This window comes from Phyllobacterium bourgognense (genome assembly GCF_003337575.1).
GTDB lineage: Bacteria > Pseudomonadota > Alphaproteobacteria > Rhizobiales > Rhizobiaceae > Phyllobacterium > Phyllobacterium bourgognense.
Genome location: NZ_QPJM01000010.1, coordinates 166,644 through 183,794, shown reverse-complemented (window position 1 = coordinate 183,794; position 17,151 = coordinate 166,644). Strand labels below are relative to the sequence as shown.

Genomic DNA, 17,151 nt, shown 5'->3' with positions numbered 1-17,151 from the left:
CGTCCTTCCCCACTTTCGAACGGCTCCGGAAGCAGCTCCCCATGGAAAGGACGGGCATAGGATAGCTCAGGTTCGGGGAGCGTGGATAAGTGGCCACGATTATTTTTGTTCGGAGGTTGATCGGGGTGCCTTGAAGGGTGGTGTTTTGCCGGATGGCATTGCTGCTGTGCCATCCAGACGGCGCACAGGCGGATCTATCCTGCTGTCCTCACGCATGCTATGGGCGATCCATGAGCAAGTTCGTTATCCTTCTTGGCGGAGCCGTCCGTGTTACCGATCGTCTCCTGCGTCTTGTCGCGGGCGCGCGGGTGCTCGCTGCCGATGGAGGAATCGCCCATGCAGCGTCGCTAGGGCTCGAACCGGAACTTTGGCTCGGCGATTTCGATTCGGCCTCGCCGGAGCTCGAAGCACAGTATGCGGCGGTTCCGCGGATGGAATTTCCGTCCGAAAAGGATATGACCGACGGCGAACTCGCTCTGAGCGAAGCCTACCGACTGGGTGCCACTGAAGTTATCCTCTGCGGGGCTTTCGGCGGCGAGCGTACCGATCACGCACTGCTGCATTTGACGATGGCGACGCGGTATGCAGCCGAAGGACGAAAGCTCGTTCTCTCCAGCGGATACGAAGAGGCACATCCTCTGGTTGCAGGCTCCTATGACTTCGATTTTGTAAATGGGACCCTTTTCAGCATTGTTGCATTTTCGCCATTGAGCGGGCTTTTTATCCATGGCGCGCGCTGGCCGCTTGAAAATGTGGAACTTTTTTTCGGTTCATCGCTTACATTGTCGAATGCCGTGCGTGGGAATCTCCACGTATCACTTCATTCGGGTAAAGCGATCCTGATTGCTGCGCCGCAAATCGCCTAACGCTTGTAAAACAAAAGCGGAAAGTGTAATTGTCGACAGCCAGCATTGGGGACGCAAGCTGATGAGTTTGGTTTTTAAAACGGAGAGGTCTTCCATGTTGAAAAGTTTATCCACGATTGCGGTCGCAGGGCTTTTGGCGCTGTCGGTTGCTGGTTGCACGACCAGTGATCAGCGCGTCGCCGGTTATGGCGTTGGCGGTGCCGCACTGGGTGCGCTTGCCGGTGGTGCAATCACAGGTTCAGGCCGTGGCGCACTCGCAGGTGCGGCGATCGGTGGTGCTGGTGGTGCCTTGGTCGGCGCCGCAACCAACAATAATGATGGCCGCCGCTACTGCACTTACGAAAATCGCTATGGCGAACGCTATCGCGCGCCGTGCCGCCGCTATTAATGTTGCATTTAAGCTAGAAAATAAACGGGCCGGAAATTTCCGGCCCGTTTTGTTCCGAGGCTACCAATCTTCAACCAACTCCCAGTGATCTTTCTTCTGCCGTATTATCTACGCAGAGTCTGGCTCGTATTGTTTCGATGTGAGAGGATTTTAAGATGACAATTCGTTTAACTGCAATTGCGGTTTCTGCACTTCTGGCTTTGTCTGTAGCCGGTTGCGCGACGAGTGAGCAAAATCAACGTGCCGGGACGGGCGCTTTGATCGGCGGCGGCGTTGGTGCGCTGGCTGGCCAGGCGCTTGGACATGATACGAAGAGCACCGTCGTTGGTGCAGCAGGCGGCGCACTGCTTGGTGCAGCCATCGGAACAGCAACGACCCCGAGAGGACAAAGCGGCAACTATTGCCGTTACCAGCGGCGTGACGGATCCATTTACGAGGCTCCTTGCGAAGGCAATGGCGGCGGTGGTTACTAATCGTAACCGAATCGATTTAGAGCTTTTGTGTAGGTACAGCAGGCCGGAAATTCCGGCCTGTTTTGCTTTATGACATTTGACAGCGGCAACAATCTCGCCGACAAGCACGGCAATCTTCGATCGTGGCTTCATTTCCAGAACTGTAAACTTGTATGGCTCCCCCTCTTCTCCGTCTTGACCAGATAGCGCTGACTTTTGGTGGCACGCCGCTCTTGAGCGACGCTGCCATTTCCGTCAGCGAAAACGATCGCATTGCGCTGGTCGGCCGCAATGGATCGGGTAAATCGACGCTGCTGAAAATTGCCGCCGGATTTATCGCGCCGACCGATGGCGAAGTGTTCAAGCATCCGGGCGTGACGGTACGCTATCTGGCGCAGGCTCCCGATATGGAAGGCTTTGCCACCGTACGCGCCTATGTCGAAGCGGGCCTTGGGCCGGCTGACGATCTCTACCGCGTCAGCTATCTGCTCGAACATCTTGGTCTGACTGGCGAGGAAGCGCCGGACAATCTTTCCGGTGGCGAAACACGCCGTGCCGCCTTGGCCAAGGTTCTGGCGCCGCAACCCGACATTCTATTGCTCGATGAGCCAACCAACCATCTGGATCTTACAACCATCGAATGGCTGGAGGACGAGTTGCGCCAGATACGTTCCGCGATCGTGGTCATTTCCCACGACAGGCGCTTTCTGGAAAACGTCAGCCGTTCAACCATCTGGCTGGACCGCGGCGTGACCAAGCGGCTCGAGCAGGGCTTCGGCGCTTTCGAGGAATGGCGCGACAAGGTGCTGGAGGAAGAAGAGCGCGACTTGCATAAGCTCGGGCGACAGATCGTGCGGGAAGAGCATTGGCTGCGCTATGGCGTGACGGCCCGGCGCAAGCGCAATATGCGGCGGCTTGGTGATCTGCAATCCATGCGCAGCGAATTCCGCAATCATCGCGGTGCGCAAGGCAAGGCCGTACTGAAAGCCAGCGACGCACGAGAGTCCGGCAAGCTCGTCATAGAGGCGGAACATCTCGTCAAGGCCTATGGCGACCGGGTGCTGGTCAATGATTTTTCAACGCGAATACAGCGTGGAAATTGTGTGGGCTTCGTCGGCCCCAACGGCGCAGGCAAAACGACACTGCTATCCATGTTGACCGGGGTGCTCGCGCCGGATAGCGGCTTCGTCAAGCTCGGCACCAATCTTGAGATCGCCATCCTCGACCAGAAGCGCGACAGTCTCAATCTTGAGCAGACGCTGTCGGACTACCTGACCGACGGGCGCGGCGAGAATGTCATCGTCAATGGCGAGCAACGCCACGTCGCATCCTATATGAAGGACTTCCTGTTCCAACCAGAGCAACTGCGCACGCCCATTCGCGAGCTTTCCGGCGGCGAAAGAGCACGGCTCATGCTGGCGCGCGTACTTGCCCGCCCGGCCAATCTTCTGGTGCTCGATGAGCCGACCAACGATCTCGACATGGAAACGCTTGATCTGTTGCAGGAACTGGTAGCCGGCTTCGCGGGTACCGTCCTCCTTGTCAGCCATGATCGCGATTTCCTCGACCGGACGGTAACGTCGGTAATCGCTCCGGAAGGCAATGGTCGCTGGCTCGAATATGCCGGTGGCTATACGGACATGCTGGCACAGCGCAAGGAAGCTGCGTTGGCGACGCGCAAGGAATTGAAAGCTGCAAAGCCCGCCGCTGGGTCGGTGGAAAAGGCGCTACCGGTACAGCGGGAAGAGAAGCGCAAGCTTTCCTACAAGCAGAAGTTCGCGCTGGAAACTCTACCGGGAAGGATTGAAGAGCTGCACGTGGAGATTGCAACGCTGGAGAAAAAGCTGGCGGATCCGCAACTCTTTGCCAAGGATGCGGCGCTGTTCAACAAGACTGTCGATGAAATCGGAAAAAAGCGCCACAGCCTTGAAACTTACGAGCACGAATGGCTGGAGCTCGAAATGCTGCGGGAAGAAATCGAAGGCTAATTCGCTTTTGGCGCGAGCTTGGTTGCAAGTGTCTCGATACGGGTCGTGACTTCGGACAGCACGCCGGTTATCGCAGCGTCATTATTGTCAGCCTTGGCCAGGGCCTCGTCGCGGCTCTTGCGTAGCGCTTCCGCCTCGTTTTCGAGACCTTTTACCCGCATCTGCAATTCGCTGAGCTCGTCCATGACCATGATGCCGGCCATGACAGTCAGGCGCAGATCTCCAATTTCGCCAAAAGACGATTTGAGATGTGTGACGTAGCGGTCAAAGCGCTCGGCAAGGCCCGTCAGGTGTTGTTCCTGGCCCTCGTCGCAGGCCATTCTGTAGGCTTTGCCGTCGATCGTAACTGTTACCGTGGCCATGTGTTCTTCCCATTTTTTAGCGATCGAGGACAGTGCGGATGGATTCCATCGCAGCCACGAGACGGCGCGAAACTTCCTTGTTTGCCGCCTCCAGGCGCTCGGCCCGTCCTTCCGACGCATCGAGTTCCTGTGCCAGCTTGCGCCGGTCCATGTTCATGCGCTGCACTTCTTCTTCGGCCTCGGCGAAATCGCCTTCGTGCTCCAGACGTGCGTCGACCGCATCCTCAAGGGAGGCCAAAGCTTTTGCCAGTCTATCAAGAACCTGTTTGAGGGTGGCTTCCGATGCCATTTCAACGCTTCCCCATGTGTCAATCTTTTTAAACGAATCGCAAAAAGAAGAACAGCTTATCTTGGAGAGTCTAAGGGTTACATCAACGCCACGTCAATCAATCCGCGCCGTCATGGTCCAGTCATGCACCGATAACGCGCAGGGACGCGTCAAAAATCACTTGGGTTTGCCGCTGAAACCGGCCCAAGCTGTTCCTAAAATGGGCCGGTTGCCATTGGGCAGCCGACCGTGCCGTTGTGTTTTTGCCGTTTTATACGATCTGGAAATGCGCGTTCGTCAGGACAAGATCCTTGCCGAGCGAGGCGAACTGAACGGCGCTCCCGTTCGACGAGCCATCGGCATCGTAGGACAGTGAGCCTGTCGATGCGTTATAGATCACGCGCTCGCTGGCAGACGTCGCTGCATCACCGATATGGAAAGCCGTGGCCACAAGTGTTCCCAGCGCACCAAGTGCCGCAAAGACCGTGTGATCCAGCTGGAACTTGTCGTATCCTGTCTCGAAATCGGTGATTGTGTCGATATTGGACAGGGTATTAAGAGCAGTATCGAAACGGAAAATATCCTTCCCGGCACCGCCGGTCAGCGTGTCGTTACCAAAGCCGCCGTTCAGCGTGTCATCGTCTGCTTGACCAGACAGGGCGTTGACGCCGGCATTGCCGGTCAGCGTATCTGCGTATGCCGAGCCGATCAGGTTCTCGATCGACTTCAGCGTTTCATATCTCGTCCCGTCCGTCACCGCCAGGCCTTGGGCATCTCCACCTTTCGCCATGTTGAGGGCCATGTCGATGGTTACACCCTCCCCGCTGCCCGAATAATCTGCTGTGTCGACACCGTCACCGCCATCCAGATAGTCCGCTCCGGCACCGCCGATCAGCCGGTCATTGCCTGCATCGCCGTGGAGAACATCACTATCGCGGCCGCCATCGAGGATATCATCACCGCCGCCGCCATTGAAGTTGTCGCCGCCGCCGAGGCCCCGGAAGTGATTATTGGCATTATTGCCAATAAAGCGGTCGATGCGGTCGTCCGAGCCGATCAGGTTTTCGATGCTGTAGAATTTGTCACCGGAGGCTGTTCCGCCACTGGCAATATTCAGTTGGAGATTGACCAGCAACTGAAACGGGCTTTCATGGCTGAAATCAACGGTATCGCTTCCATCGCCGCCCCAGAATGTATCTTTTCCGGCCATACCGCGCAGAATATCGTCGCCGGCACCGCCGTCGAGGATATCGTCACCCGCCCCGCCTTCGATAATGTCATTGCCACCTTCACCATAGAGCGTGTCATTGCCATCCTGGCTTTCTGGACCCGTAGCTTTAGGGTGAAAATTGTTTCTGTCGCGGCTGGCCAGAAGATCGAGACCGCCGATTATGGTGTCATTACCATCGCCGCCGTGAATCTCGTCTGCACCATCTCCACCATCCAGGGTGTCATTGCCATCGCCGCCATCGAGCTGGTCGTCTCCAGCATCGCCATCTATCTGGTCATCGCCACCCTGACCGCTCAGTGTGTTGGCCCCGGCATCACCAGTCATGATGTCGTTGAAGTGTGAGCCCAGGAATCTCTCGACCGATACAATTGTCTCTTCACCCGTGCCAAGATACAGATTTACACTTATGCTTTTGAGACTGCTGGTATAATCGAGCGTGTCGATGCCGTCGCCGCCGTCGATATAGTCCTGCCCGCCGCCGCCAAACAATGTGTCATTGCCGGCGCCGCCGAGTATCCGGTTGGCACCGGAATCACCGGAGAGGCGGTCGTCAAAAGCAGTGCCAATAAGGTTTTCAATCGAGACGATTGTCTCCATACCACCTGTGTCAGGAAGCAGATTGACACTTACGCTTTGCAAACTGCTGGAATAATCGAGCGTGTCGATGCCTTCTCCGCCATGGATATAGTCCTGCCCGCCGCCGCCATATAGCGTGTCATCACCCGCGCCGCCGAACAATCGGTTCACCCCTGAATCGCCGAAAATGCGGTCATCAAAGGCAGTGCCGACCAGATTTTCGATCGAGACCAGAATGTCGCCCTTTGGACCGGTTTCACTCATACCCTCCGCATCGCCGCCGCCAGCCGTATGATTTCCAAGATCGATATTCACACCTTGCTTGCTGGCGCTATAGTCGGCAGTATCGATGCCTTCACCGCCATCGATATAGTCCTGGCCTGCACCGCCAATCAACAGATTGGCGCCGGCATTGCCGACAATGATATCAGAGAAAGCGCTGCCGACACCCTTCTCGATGTAGTATTGCGTTTGATCCGCATTGTGTCCGGCATAGATAAACACATTATATCTGTGACCGTTGACGTTGGACCACCTGCCAGCCCGCAAATCCAATACGGTGCCTGCGGTCGATCCCGAAAAATCAATCTTGTCATAACCGCCGGTGTCATGGATGGCAAAACCGATATCGTGCAGCATTCCCTCGGCTTTCAGCGTGTAGCCGACCGCAGTACTGCCGAAACCATAGACATTGTCGCCAATATTGAGGTCAATCTTTTTGTAGGTTCTCGCACCATCTATGGCGACCGTCGAAAAGTAATTGCGAATGACGCCCTCGATATCCTCCGCTAGAGGAGTCGTGGCGGTCCAGCGCGTCGTTTCGCCAACATCGATGCCATTGAAATAGGACATGACGCTGTAACGCTGCTGATCAAAGACGTATTCTGCGTCGTTGAGGAAGTTAATTTGCACCAGGGGTTTTTCGGGCGTGCCTGGCCCCTTATAGTTATAAAACCCTGGATGCTGGAGGCCGAATTCATGGCCGAATTCATGGATGAATGCGTTAAAGACATAGCCACCGACGTCGGTCTTGTTCGGTTCGGTATCATGGAACCTCTGACCCACGCGGACTAGCCCGCCGTTGGAATCGGCGGTGCCGTCTGCCGTTTCGCCGATTTCTGGGCTAATAACACTAATAAATCCGCGGGTGGTAACAAAATTAAACTGCAGCGGTGTTACAGCGGACCATTGCAGCAGGGCCTGCCTGGCCGCTTCCTTGTAATCCGGATGATCGTTAAGTTCCTCGAGATCTATCCTGATCGTACGCGCTGCGCTTGCATTGGTAATGCTCCGCCCGCTACGTAGGCTTGTCAGCCGCGTCATGAAAGCTTCATAGTCGGTGCTCTTGTCGAAAAGATTCTCCGGCTTCTGATCGATATTCGACCTGTCGGCAAAACTGTCGTCGAGGGTAAGTGATGGCGGCGGCAGTTCCGTCTCCGCACTGGGTGGATTATCTGCATCGAACGCGTGAAAATTCTGACCGGTGGCCTGACAAAGTATGCACATGCTTCAAATTCCTTGCTGCTCAAATTATGTTACAGTGTAACGTATTGGTATTGTTTCGAAAAAAATCAATTTCTATGTTTCGATGTATAACAGCCGCGAAATAGGAAAGACAAGACCTCCCTGTATAAGATATGCACTGCCGGACAGCGGGGGTTTAGGGCTGCTTTCCTGACGATGACGGCCTTGAATCGAAGTGCGTTTTATTGACTCCCTGAAGACACCTGCTATTTGTCGCGTGCCTTTTGGATATTGACTTTTCGGCATCCAGAGACGGCATCTCCTTTCCTCTTCGAAAGACGGTGAACATGACCAATTCTGAGAAATCCAACCAAATGGCCAATGCAATCCGCTTCCTTTCGGCGGACGCGGTGGAAAAAGCCAATTCCGGCCATCCAGGTCTTCCCATGGGCGCAGCCGATATTGCGACCGTGCTTTTCACCCGCTTCCTCAAATTCGATCCGAAGGCGCCGCATTGGCCCGACCGCGATCGTTTCGTGCTTTCGGCCGGCCATGGCTCGATGCTGCTCTATTCGCTTCTGTACCTGACGGGCTACGAAGACATCACCATCGAGCAGATCGAGAACTTCCGTCAGCTCGGATCGCGCACGGCGGGTCATCCGGAATATGGCCATGCCGCCGGTATCGAAACCACGACAGGTCCTCTCGGTCAGGGCCTTGCCAACTCCGTAGGCATGGCGCTTTCCGAACGCATCATGAACGCGCATTTCGGCAATGACCTGGTCGACCACCATACCTACGTCATCGTTGGCGATGGCTGTTTGATGGAAGGCATCAGCCAGGAGGCGATCGCGCTTGCCGGTCATCTCAAGCTGAACAAGTTGATCGTTTTCTGGGACCACAACAATATTTCGATCGACGGTCCGGTTACCCTCGCCGACAACACCGATCAATGTGCTCGCGTCGAAGCTTCGGGCTGGAATTCCATAAGCGTCGACGGGCACGATCAGGATGCCATTGCCGCTGCAATCGAGAAGGCTCACAAGTCCGATAAGCCGACATTCATCGCGTGCAAGACGACAATCGGTTTTGGTGCGCCGACGAAGGCTGGTACCAACAAGGTTCATGGGTCGCCGCTCGGCGCCGAAGAGCTCGCCGGCGCGCGCAAGGCGCTGGGCTGGACGGCGGAGCCTTTCGTTGTCCCTGCTGATATTCTTGATGACTGGCGTGCCGCAGGTCAGCGTTCCAATGGGGAACACAAGGCCTGGGAAGAGCGCTTGGCCAAAGCCGATTCGACTATCCGTTCCGAGTGGGACCGCCGTTTGCGTGGTGATTTGCCGGATAATTTCGAAGCAACTATCTCGGCCTACAAAAGGAAACTTTCCGAAGACAAGCCCAAGGTTGCGACCCGCAAGGCTTCCGAGATGGCGCTCGAAGTGATCAACGGGATTGTGCCGGAAACGATTGGCGGTTCCGCAGATCTGACAGGCTCCAACAATACCAAGACCAGCCAGACCAGCAACATCACCCCTGAAGACTACGGTCAGCGCTATGTGCATTATGGCATTCGCGAGCATGGGATGGCTGCAGCGATGAACGGTATCTCGCTGCACGGCGGCCTCATTCCCTATTCGGGGACGTTCCTGACGTTCTCCGACTACGCGCGCGGCGCCATGCGGCTTTCAAGCCTGATGGGTATTCGCGTTGTCTACGTGATGACACATGATTCAATTGGTCTTGGTGAAGACGGGCCGACACATCAGCCGGTCGAACATCTTGCCGCTCTGCGTGCCATCCCCAACAATTACGTTTTCCGTCCGGCCGACGTCGTTGAAACAGCGGAATGCTGGGAATTGGCACTCAAGTCGCGCAAGACGCCCTCGACAATCGCTTTGACCCGCCAGAACCTTCCGACGGTACGGACCGAATATATTGCGGAGAATATGTGCGCCTATGGTGCCTATGAGCTCGCAGCGGCGAGCGGCAAGGCCGAAGTGACCATCTTTGCGACAGGTTCGGAAGTTGAGATTGCTCTCAATGCCCGCACGAAACTGGAAGAAGACGGCCATCCGACGCGTGTCGTCTCCGTTCCCTGCTTCGAACTTTTTGAACAGACGAGCGACGAGTACAAACGCGTCATCCTCGGTGACGCGCCGGTGAAGATTGCGGTTGAAGCTGCCATCCGCATGGGCTGGGACAGGTTCATCGGTATCGATGGCATCTTTGTCGGGATGACCGGCTTTGGTGCCAGCGGCCCGATCGAAGCACTGTACGAGCACTTCGGTATCACCGCGGATCATATCGTCGCAGCGGCGGAAGCGAAGTTGAAATAATCCAGACCATTCCTGCATAATCCATTCAAGGGCCCCAAAAACCCAGGGAGACATACAAATGACAGTTCGCGTTGCAATCAACGGATTTGGCCGCATCGGCCGCAACGTTCTTCGCGCCATTGTGGAATCCGGCCGCACCGACATTGAGGTCGTTGCGATCAATGATCTCGGCCCGGTCGAGACCAATGCCCATTTGATGCGCTATGACAGCGTTCACGGCCGTTTCCCCGGAACCGTGACAGTTGATGGCGACACGATCGACGTGGGCCGCGGACCGATCAAGGTCACTGCCGTCCGCAACCCTGTCGAATTGCCATGGAAAGAACTCAACGTCGATATCGCGCTGGAGTGCACCGGTATCTTCACTGCGCGTGACAAGGCCGCTGCTCATCTTGAAGCCGGTGCAAAGCGGGTCATCGTTTCGGCGCCTGCCGATGGTGCCGACCTGACCGTCGTCTTCGGCGTCAACGATCACAAACTGACGAGAGACCATATGGTCATTTCGAATGCGTCCTGCACCACGAATTGCCTTGCGCCGGTCGCCTACGTTCTCAACGAAGCCGTCGGCATCGATCATGGATTCATGACCACGATCCACAGCTACACCGGCGACCAGCCAACGCTCGATACGATGCACAAGGACCTCTATCGCGGCCGTGCCGCAGCGCTGTCGATGATCCCGACCTCGACCGGTGCGGCCAAGGCTGTGGGCCTCGTTCTTCCGGAACTCAATGGCAAGCTGGACGGTACTTCAATCCGCGTTCCGACCCCGAATGTTTCGGTTGTGGATTTCAAGTTCGTCGCCAAGAAGCCGACGACGGTTGCCGAGATCAACGATGCCGTCAAGTCGGCTGCCAACGGTAAGCTCAAGGGTATCCTTGGCTATACAGACGAGCCGAATGTTTCGATCGACTTCAATCACGACCCGCATTCTTCTGTGTTCCACCTTAGCCAGACCAAGGTTCTGGAGGGCACATTCGTGCGCGTTCTGTCCTGGTACGACAACGAGTGGGGCTTCTCGAACCGGATGGCTGATACGGCTGTGGCTTTCGGCAAGGTCATCTGAGACCTTCGATAAATCCATCCTGATGGCCATCTGGTGCGATTTTCTGCGCTTCCGGTGCTCATGGACCTAAATGTCCACTGCGCTCCGGTTCTCGCAAACCGCACCAGCTGACCTATCAGGCTGAATTTCTCACAAGGTCTCCTCGAGATCCAATTTCGGTAGCGGGTTGATAGAACTATTGTCCATCTGGCTTGCTGCCGATATGCACCATTTCAAATGAGGGTAGGACGATGACTGTTTTCAAGACGCTAGACGATGCCAATGCCTCTGGAAAACGCGTGCTTGTGCGCGTTGATCTGAATGTCCCCGTAGCAAATGGCGAAGTAACCGATGCTACCCGCATTGAGCGGGTTGCGCCGACCATTCTGGAACTGTCGAAAAAGGGCGCGAAAGTCATCCTATTGGCCCATTTCGGCCGCCCGAAGGATGGTCCGACGCCGGAATTCTCGCTGAAGCCAATAGCGCAGGCGGTGTCGAAGGTCATTGGTCACAGCGTTCAATTTGCCGAAGACAGCGTTGGCGACAAGGCTGCGGAAGCGGTTGCCGGACTGAAAAATGGCGACATTCTGCTCCTGGAAAACACCCGCTTCCACAAGGGCGAGGAAAAGAACGATCAGGCTTATGTGGAAGCTTTGGCCGCGCTTGGCGACATCTATGTGAACGACGCATTTTCGGCTGCTCACCGTGCCCATGCCTCAACCGAGGGGCTTGCGCGCGCACTCCCAGCCTATGCGGGACGCACGATGGAGGCAGAACTTCAGGCGCTGGAGAAGGGCTTGGGCAACCCAAAACGCCCGGTCGTTGCCATTGTCGGCGGCGCCAAGGTATCTTCCAAGCTCGACCTTCTCGGCAACCTCGTTCAGAAGGTCGATGCGCTGGTTATAGGTGGCGGCATGGCCAACACGTTTCTCGCCGCGCAGGGCGTGAATGTGGGGAAATCCCTCTGCGAGCACGATCTTGCCGGGACAGCGCGGGAAATCATGGCCAAGGCGAATGCCGCCAATTGCACCATCATTCTGCCCGTCGATGCCATCGTTGCCTGGCATTTTGAGGCTAACGCACCGTTCCATGCTTACGGTCTTGATGCCATTCCAGATGACGGCATGATTCTCGATGTCGGCCCGCAATCGATCGAGCGTATCAAGGCTGCCATCGACGATGCTTCCACACTGGTGTGGAATGGGCCACTCGGCGCCTTCGAATTGCATCCATTCGATCGTGCCACGGTTGCCGCTGCGCGGCATGTGGCCGAGCGGACGAAGGCGGGCCACCTCGTGTCAGTTGCAGGCGGCGGTGATACCGTCGCCGCGCTCAATCATGCAGGCGTTGCAGACGATTTCAGTTATGTTTCGACCGCAGGAGGAGCATTTCTTGAATGGATGGAGGGCAAACCTCTGCCTGGTGTGGATGCTCTGACGAAGCGCTAGATATTTATCCCTATCGAGGATCAGTAGCCCGCTACGGTTAATGAACAACAGAAAATGTTATCTCTCTAAATCGGTTGAAAAAATTTCAATCGTTTCAATAAGTTGGTGTATAGTTCCGTTTGTCATTTGCTTCTGCTATGGCCCACAATGTGGGAAAATGGAGTGATATAACTGATGAGCGAACGCCTGGAAGATATCGCGATTGCAATGGTTGCCGACGGCAAGGGTCTGCTTGCTGCTGATGAAAGTACAGGAACAATCAAGAAGCGGTTCGACACGATCGGACTGGAATCGACCGCCGATAGCCGGCGGGATTATCGCGAAATGCTGTTCCGTTCAGATGAAGCGATGAAGGATTACATCTCCGGGGTCATTCTTTACGACGAGACCATTCGGCAAAGTGCCAAGGACGGGACGCCGTTCGTCAAACTTCTTCAAGCCGATGGCTGCATTCCCGGCATCAAGGTCGATGCGGGTGCGAAGCCACTTGCCGGTTTCACCGATGAGACGATCACTGAAGGTCTCGACGGACTGCGCGAACGGCTTGGCGAATATTACAAACTTGGCGCGCGTTTCGCCAAATGGCGCGGCGTGATCGGTATTGCCGACGGTATCCCGACCTGGGGTGCTGTCAAGCAGAACGCGCAGGCGCTGGCACGCTATGCCGCGCTGTGCCAGGAGGCCGGTATCGTGCCGATCGTCGAGCCGGAAGTGCTGATGGATGGCAAGCCTGCGACGCATTCCATCGAACGCTGCTATGAAGTCACCGAATGGGTTCTGAAGACGGTTTTCGATGAGCTCTACGATGCGCGCGTTGTGCTGGAAGGCATGATCCTCAAGCCAAACATGGTCATCGACGGCAAGAATGCCCGCAAGGCTTCGGTCGAGCAGGTGGCCGAACAAACCGTGCGGCTGTTGAAATCAACCGTCCCGGCGGCAGTTCCGGGCATCACATTCCTTTCTGGTGGCCAGAACGACGAGGAAGCCACTGCGCATCTTTCGGCGATGAATGCCAATTACACGCTGCCGTGGAAGCTCTCGTTCTCTTATGGCCGTGCACTGCAGGCAGCTGCCTTGAGCGCCTGGAATGGTAAACCCGAGAACGTTGCAGCGGGCCAGAGAGCCTTTACCCACCGCGCGAAGATGAACAGTCTTGCCGCAATGGGCGGTTGGAAAAAAGACCTCGAGAAAGCAGCTTAAGCGTTTTTTATCCAAAAACGTATCTGATGGAGCCCGGGCTGGACAATCAGCCCGGGTTTTTTGCGCACCATTTGCCGGCCGGAATTTGCAACGGAAACATTTATGCGTGGAAATCCAATGTGTTATTGTAGCATTTATGCATTCAGGCGAATGCATAAATGGCAAGGGAGGTATTTGCCTGCTAATGAAACCTTCGCCCTTCCATCCGCTGGTCAGCTGGCTGCTCTACCCTGTTTACGCTTGGCAGGGCACGAGCGTGCGGCGGAAAACAGAGCGTATGCTGCCGCCAAGCAACCTGCCCATAGGTGAGATAGCTGGCAAGGACCCGGCAATCAGGCTGCTCGTGATTGGCGATTCCTCCGCCGCCGGTGTGGGCGTAACCGATGCATGGCAGGGCCTTTGCGTGCGGCTTGCGGTGCACCTGCAGGGGCGGACCGGGCGCAAGATCATCTGGCGCACTGCGGGCTTCAATTCCGCGACGTCCGGACAATTGCGCGATCACGTCGTGCCCAATCTCGAGCGCGGCATGTGGACCCATATCGTGCTGACGACCGGCACCAACGACGCCAAGAATTTCCATTCCCTGCCGCGCTTCAAGCGCGAGTTTGGCGGGCTGCTCTACGCACTCAAGGCGAAGTGGCCGGAAGCCCATATCGTCTGGTCGAAGGTCATCGATTTTCGCGATGTGCCCGCCATGCCGCCGCTGCTCGGCCGCATCCTTGAAGCAAGGGCGAGTGCAATCAACAGACTGGGGGAACGGCTATGCCGCGAGCGCATGGCGATCCCCGCGACGCGTCTGCCGATAGAGGGACCGGAAGGCTTTTCCAGTGACGGTTTCCATGCCTCGGCACTTGGATACGATGCCTGGGCGAAACATCTGGTGCCCTATATTCTTAACCTGCCAGGCATGGAAAGCGATCCAGTGGATAGCTAGTAGCCTGCATGTCCGAGCAGGACGAGCGCGAACATCGCGAGAATGGCACCGGCGGCTATCTTCCAGAAATCACCGCGTTTTTTCAATCCCGGCCAGCCCAATGGTTTCATGATGTGCAACGCCATCATCAGGATAAGCACCAGAGGCAGGATTTTGGTCATGAAGGCATTCTACCTGCGCGGATGATCGGTAAGCCGAGCAGTGGTCGATCAATGTGCGATTGTCAATTCCACCTTTGACTCTGCGTGGCACATTAGGGATGCTCTGAGCCGGGAGGATACGGATGACATCGCGATATCATGAAATCTATCAGGAGTGGCAGGCCGACCCGGAGGCATTTTGGGCTCATGCCGCCGTGGCGATCGATTGGATACGTCCATGGGAAAAGGTGTTCGATCCCGATGACGGACCCTATGGCCGCTGGTACGCGGGTGCTGAGTGCAACACTTGCTACAATGCCGTTGATCGCCATGTAGCGCAGGGGCGTGGCGATCAGCTTGCCCTCATCCACGACAGCGCGGTCACCGGGACCCAGCGCAAGATCACCTATTCGGAGCTTTTGAGCGATATCAATGCGCTGGCAGCAGTTCTGACAGACAAGGGCGTAAAAAAGGGCGACCGCGTCATCATCTACATGGCCATGGTGCCAGAGGCCGTTGTCGCGATGCTTGCCTGTGCTCGCATCGGGGCCGTGCATTCGGTGGTCTTTGGTGGCTTTGCAGCGCATGAGCTTGCCACGCGCATCGACGACGCCAGGCCAGTGATGATCATCGCGACCTCGTGCGGCCTCGAACCTGGGCGGGTCGTCGCCTACAAGCCGATGCTCGACAAGGCTATGGAGCAGGCTACACATAAGGTAAGTGCCTGCCTGATCCTCGTCCGCCCGCCGCAGCCGCACGAGATGGTCCAGGGACGCGATTTCGATTATGCGGAGGCGGTTGCCGCTGCGGCGGGACGTGAAGTGCCATGTGCCGCGCTGAAGGCCACGGACCCGCTCTATATCCTCTATACCTCCGGTACGACTGGCCAGCCCAAGGGCGTCGTACGCGACAATGGGGGGCATCTGGTGGCACTTGCCTGGTCGATGGGTGCGATCTATGACACAAGGCCGGGCGATGTGTTCTGGGCGGCCTCAGACATAGGCTGGGCCGTGGGCCATTCGTATATCGCGTATGCGCCACTGTTCATCGGTGCGACGAGCATCGTCTATGAGGGTAAGCCGGTTGGAACGCCGGATGCGGGTACGTTCTGGCGCGTCATCTCCGAACACAAGGTCAGAGTGCTATTCACGGCGCCGACGGCGTTCCGGGCCATCAAGAAGGAAGACCCTAAAGGCGAGTTCATCGGCAAGCATGATATCTCGTCACTGAAATACCTGTTCCTTGCTGGGGAGCGCGCCGACACGGACACGATCAAATGGGCGGAGGAAAAACTCGGCGTTCCGGTCATCGATCATTGGTGGCAGACAGAGAGCGGCTGGCCTATGGCTGCCAATCCGGCTGGGCTTGGTATGTTAACGGTCAAATACGGTTCGCCGACAGTGCCGATGCCGGGCTACGATGTACAGGTGCTGGACGATGCGGGACATCCGGTGAAACGAGGCGAACTCGGTAATATCGTCGTCAAGCTGCCATTGCCGCCCGCTTGCCTGCCGACGCTGTGGAATGCCGACCAGCGTTTTCGCGAGGCTTACACCACCGAATTTCCCGGATACTACAAGACCGCCGACGCAGGCATCGTCGATGAAGACGGTTATGTCTACATCATGAGCCGCACCGACGACATCATCAATGTCGCCGGACATCGCCTCTCCACCGGCGCGATGGAAGAGGTGCTTTCAAGCCACCCCGACGTCGCCGAATGTGCTGTGATCGGCATTGCCGATCATCTGAAAGGGCAGGTGCCTTGCGGCTTCATCGTGCTCAAATCCGGTGTAACGCGGGACGAGACCCAGATCGAACAGGATTGCGTCGCGTTGATTCGCGAGAAGATCGGTCCCATTGCGGCTTTCAAGACGGCACTGACGGCAAAGCGCCTGCCCAAAACGCGCTCCGGCAAGATTTTACGGGGTACGATGCAGAAGATCGCCGATCAGGAGCCGTGGAATATGCCGGCCACGATCGATGATCCCGCGATCCTCGATGAGATCAAGTTGGTGCTCAATGCACGCGGGATCGGCGTCAAAAATTAATCCGCGCTCATGACATCCTCCTGACAGCAGGTTGTCAGGAGGGGTGTGAGATAGTGTCTCCGTAGTCAAAAGGAGACAGGGATATGACTTACGTAGATTTTGGCATTACCCGCACAGTAAGGCGTCTGCTTTCGGATTTCACAGCGTACCGTGAAGAACTGCGTACGGAGCGTCATATCAGTACGCTTCCAGAGCACATCCTGAAGGATATTGGCTGGCCGGATGCTTACGCCGAACGCCTCGCACGTCGAGGCTCTATGCAAGAAAACGAGGCTGGCACGGAAAGTGCCAGCTCCGACCTCGCTCCATGGCAGCTTGGATGGCCGAAGGCTCGCCGGCCGAGAAAAGTCAGCAAATCGGGTTATTTCGGACTAGAATGCTGAGATAATCGGCCAAAATGGGAGC

The 17,151-nt window shown here is 56.5% G+C and carries 15 protein-coding genes; 11 read left to right on the top strand and 4 right to left on the bottom strand.

The features are described from left to right. The first annotated feature begins 230 nt into the window (after positions 1–230). From C7476_RS17820 to C7476_RS17805, 4 genes are all read left to right on the top strand, one after another. Complete coding sequence (locus tag C7476_RS17820; RefSeq protein WP_114431219.1) at positions 231–866, top strand: thiamine diphosphokinase; 636 nt, start codon at positions 231–233, stop codon at positions 864–866. Between the two features lie 94 nt (positions 867–960). Beyond that, positions 961–1,254 (top strand): glycine zipper domain-containing protein, encoded by a 294-nt coding sequence (locus C7476_RS17815; RefSeq protein ID WP_112524617.1) that lies wholly within the window; start codon positions 961–963, stop codon positions 1,252–1,254. A gap of 155 nt (positions 1,255–1,409) precedes the next feature. Next, entirely contained in the window at positions 1,410–1,727 is a 318-nt protein-coding gene (locus C7476_RS17810) for a YMGG-like glycine zipper-containing protein (protein ID WP_114431218.1), read from the top strand. A 152-nt stretch (positions 1,728–1,879) separates the two neighbouring features. Continuing rightward, positions 1,880–3,694, top strand: a complete 1,815-nt coding sequence (locus C7476_RS17805) for an ABC-F family ATP-binding cassette domain-containing protein (protein ID WP_114431217.1) — start codon at positions 1,880–1,882, stop codon at positions 3,692–3,694. Here C7476_RS17805 and C7476_RS17800 read toward each other — a convergent pair. The 3 genes from C7476_RS17800 to C7476_RS29605 form a co-directional block, all read right to left on the bottom strand. Beyond that, positions 3,691–4,056 carry a cell division protein ZapA gene (locus C7476_RS17800; RefSeq protein WP_114431216.1) on the bottom strand — a complete coding sequence of 122 codons (366 nt, stop codon included), beginning with the start codon at positions 4,054–4,056 and terminating at the stop codon, positions 3,691–3,693. The genes C7476_RS17805 and C7476_RS17800 overlap by 4 nt on opposite strands. 16 nt (positions 4,057–4,072) lie before the next feature. Continuing rightward, on the bottom strand, positions 4,073–4,345 hold the full coding sequence (locus C7476_RS17795) for a DUF4164 domain-containing protein (protein WP_112524605.1): 273 nt from the start codon (positions 4,343–4,345) through the stop codon (positions 4,073–4,075). Positions 4,346–4,595: 250 nt separating this feature from the next. Further along, positions 4,596–7,637 (bottom strand): M10 family metallopeptidase C-terminal domain-containing protein, encoded by a 3,042-nt coding sequence (locus C7476_RS29605; RefSeq protein WP_483466856.1) that lies wholly within the window; start codon positions 7,635–7,637, stop codon positions 4,596–4,598. A gap of 305 nt (positions 7,638–7,942) precedes the next feature. Here C7476_RS29605 and tkt point away from each other — a divergent pair, with 305 nt between their 5' ends. The 5 genes from tkt (at position 7,943) to C7476_RS17765 (ending at position 14,555) form a co-directional block, all read left to right on the top strand. Continuing rightward, entirely contained in the window at positions 7,943–9,928 is a 1,986-nt protein-coding gene (tkt, locus tag C7476_RS17785) for a transketolase (RefSeq protein ID WP_114431244.1), read from the top strand. Between the two features lie 58 nt (positions 9,929–9,986). After that, the gene (gene gap, locus C7476_RS17780) at positions 9,987–10,994 is read left to right on the top strand and encodes a type I glyceraldehyde-3-phosphate dehydrogenase (RefSeq protein WP_114431215.1); all 1,008 of its coding nucleotides are present in this window, start codon (positions 9,987–9,989) and stop codon (positions 10,992–10,994) included. A 230-nt stretch (positions 10,995–11,224) separates the two neighbouring features. Continuing rightward, a complete protein-coding gene (locus C7476_RS17775) occupies positions 11,225–12,421 on the top strand; it encodes a phosphoglycerate kinase (protein ID WP_114431214.1) in 1,197 nt (398 codons plus the stop codon). A 174-nt stretch (positions 12,422–12,595) separates the two neighbouring features. Then, positions 12,596–13,621 carry a class I fructose-bisphosphate aldolase gene (locus C7476_RS17770; RefSeq protein WP_112524596.1) on the top strand — a complete coding sequence of 342 codons (1,026 nt, stop codon included), beginning with the start codon at positions 12,596–12,598 and terminating at the stop codon, positions 13,619–13,621. Between the two features lie 184 nt (positions 13,622–13,805). Then, a complete protein-coding gene (locus tag C7476_RS17765; RefSeq protein ID WP_114431243.1) occupies positions 13,806–14,555 on the top strand; it encodes an SGNH/GDSL hydrolase family protein in 750 nt (249 codons plus the stop codon). Here C7476_RS17765 and C7476_RS28220 read toward each other — a convergent pair. Then, positions 14,552–14,716: a hypothetical protein gene (locus C7476_RS28220; protein ID WP_181872491.1), complete on the bottom strand. Its 165-nt coding sequence runs from the start codon at positions 14,714–14,716 to the stop codon at positions 14,552–14,554. The two genes, C7476_RS17765 and C7476_RS28220, sit on opposite strands and share 4 nt — an antisense overlap. A gap of 122 nt (positions 14,717–14,838) precedes the next feature. Between C7476_RS28220 and C7476_RS17760 the strand changes: the two genes are divergently transcribed. Together C7476_RS17760 and C7476_RS28215 are read left to right on the top strand one after the other, a co-directional pair. Next, positions 14,839–16,746 (top strand): propionyl-CoA synthetase, encoded by a 1,908-nt coding sequence (locus C7476_RS17760; protein ID WP_114431213.1) that lies wholly within the window; start codon positions 14,839–14,841, stop codon positions 16,744–16,746. Positions 16,747–16,829: 83 nt separating this feature from the next. Then, positions 16,830–17,129: a DUF1127 domain-containing protein gene (locus C7476_RS28215; RefSeq protein WP_181872494.1), complete on the top strand. Its 300-nt coding sequence runs from the start codon at positions 16,830–16,832 to the stop codon at positions 17,127–17,129. Positions 17,130–17,151 lie beyond the last annotated feature (22 nt).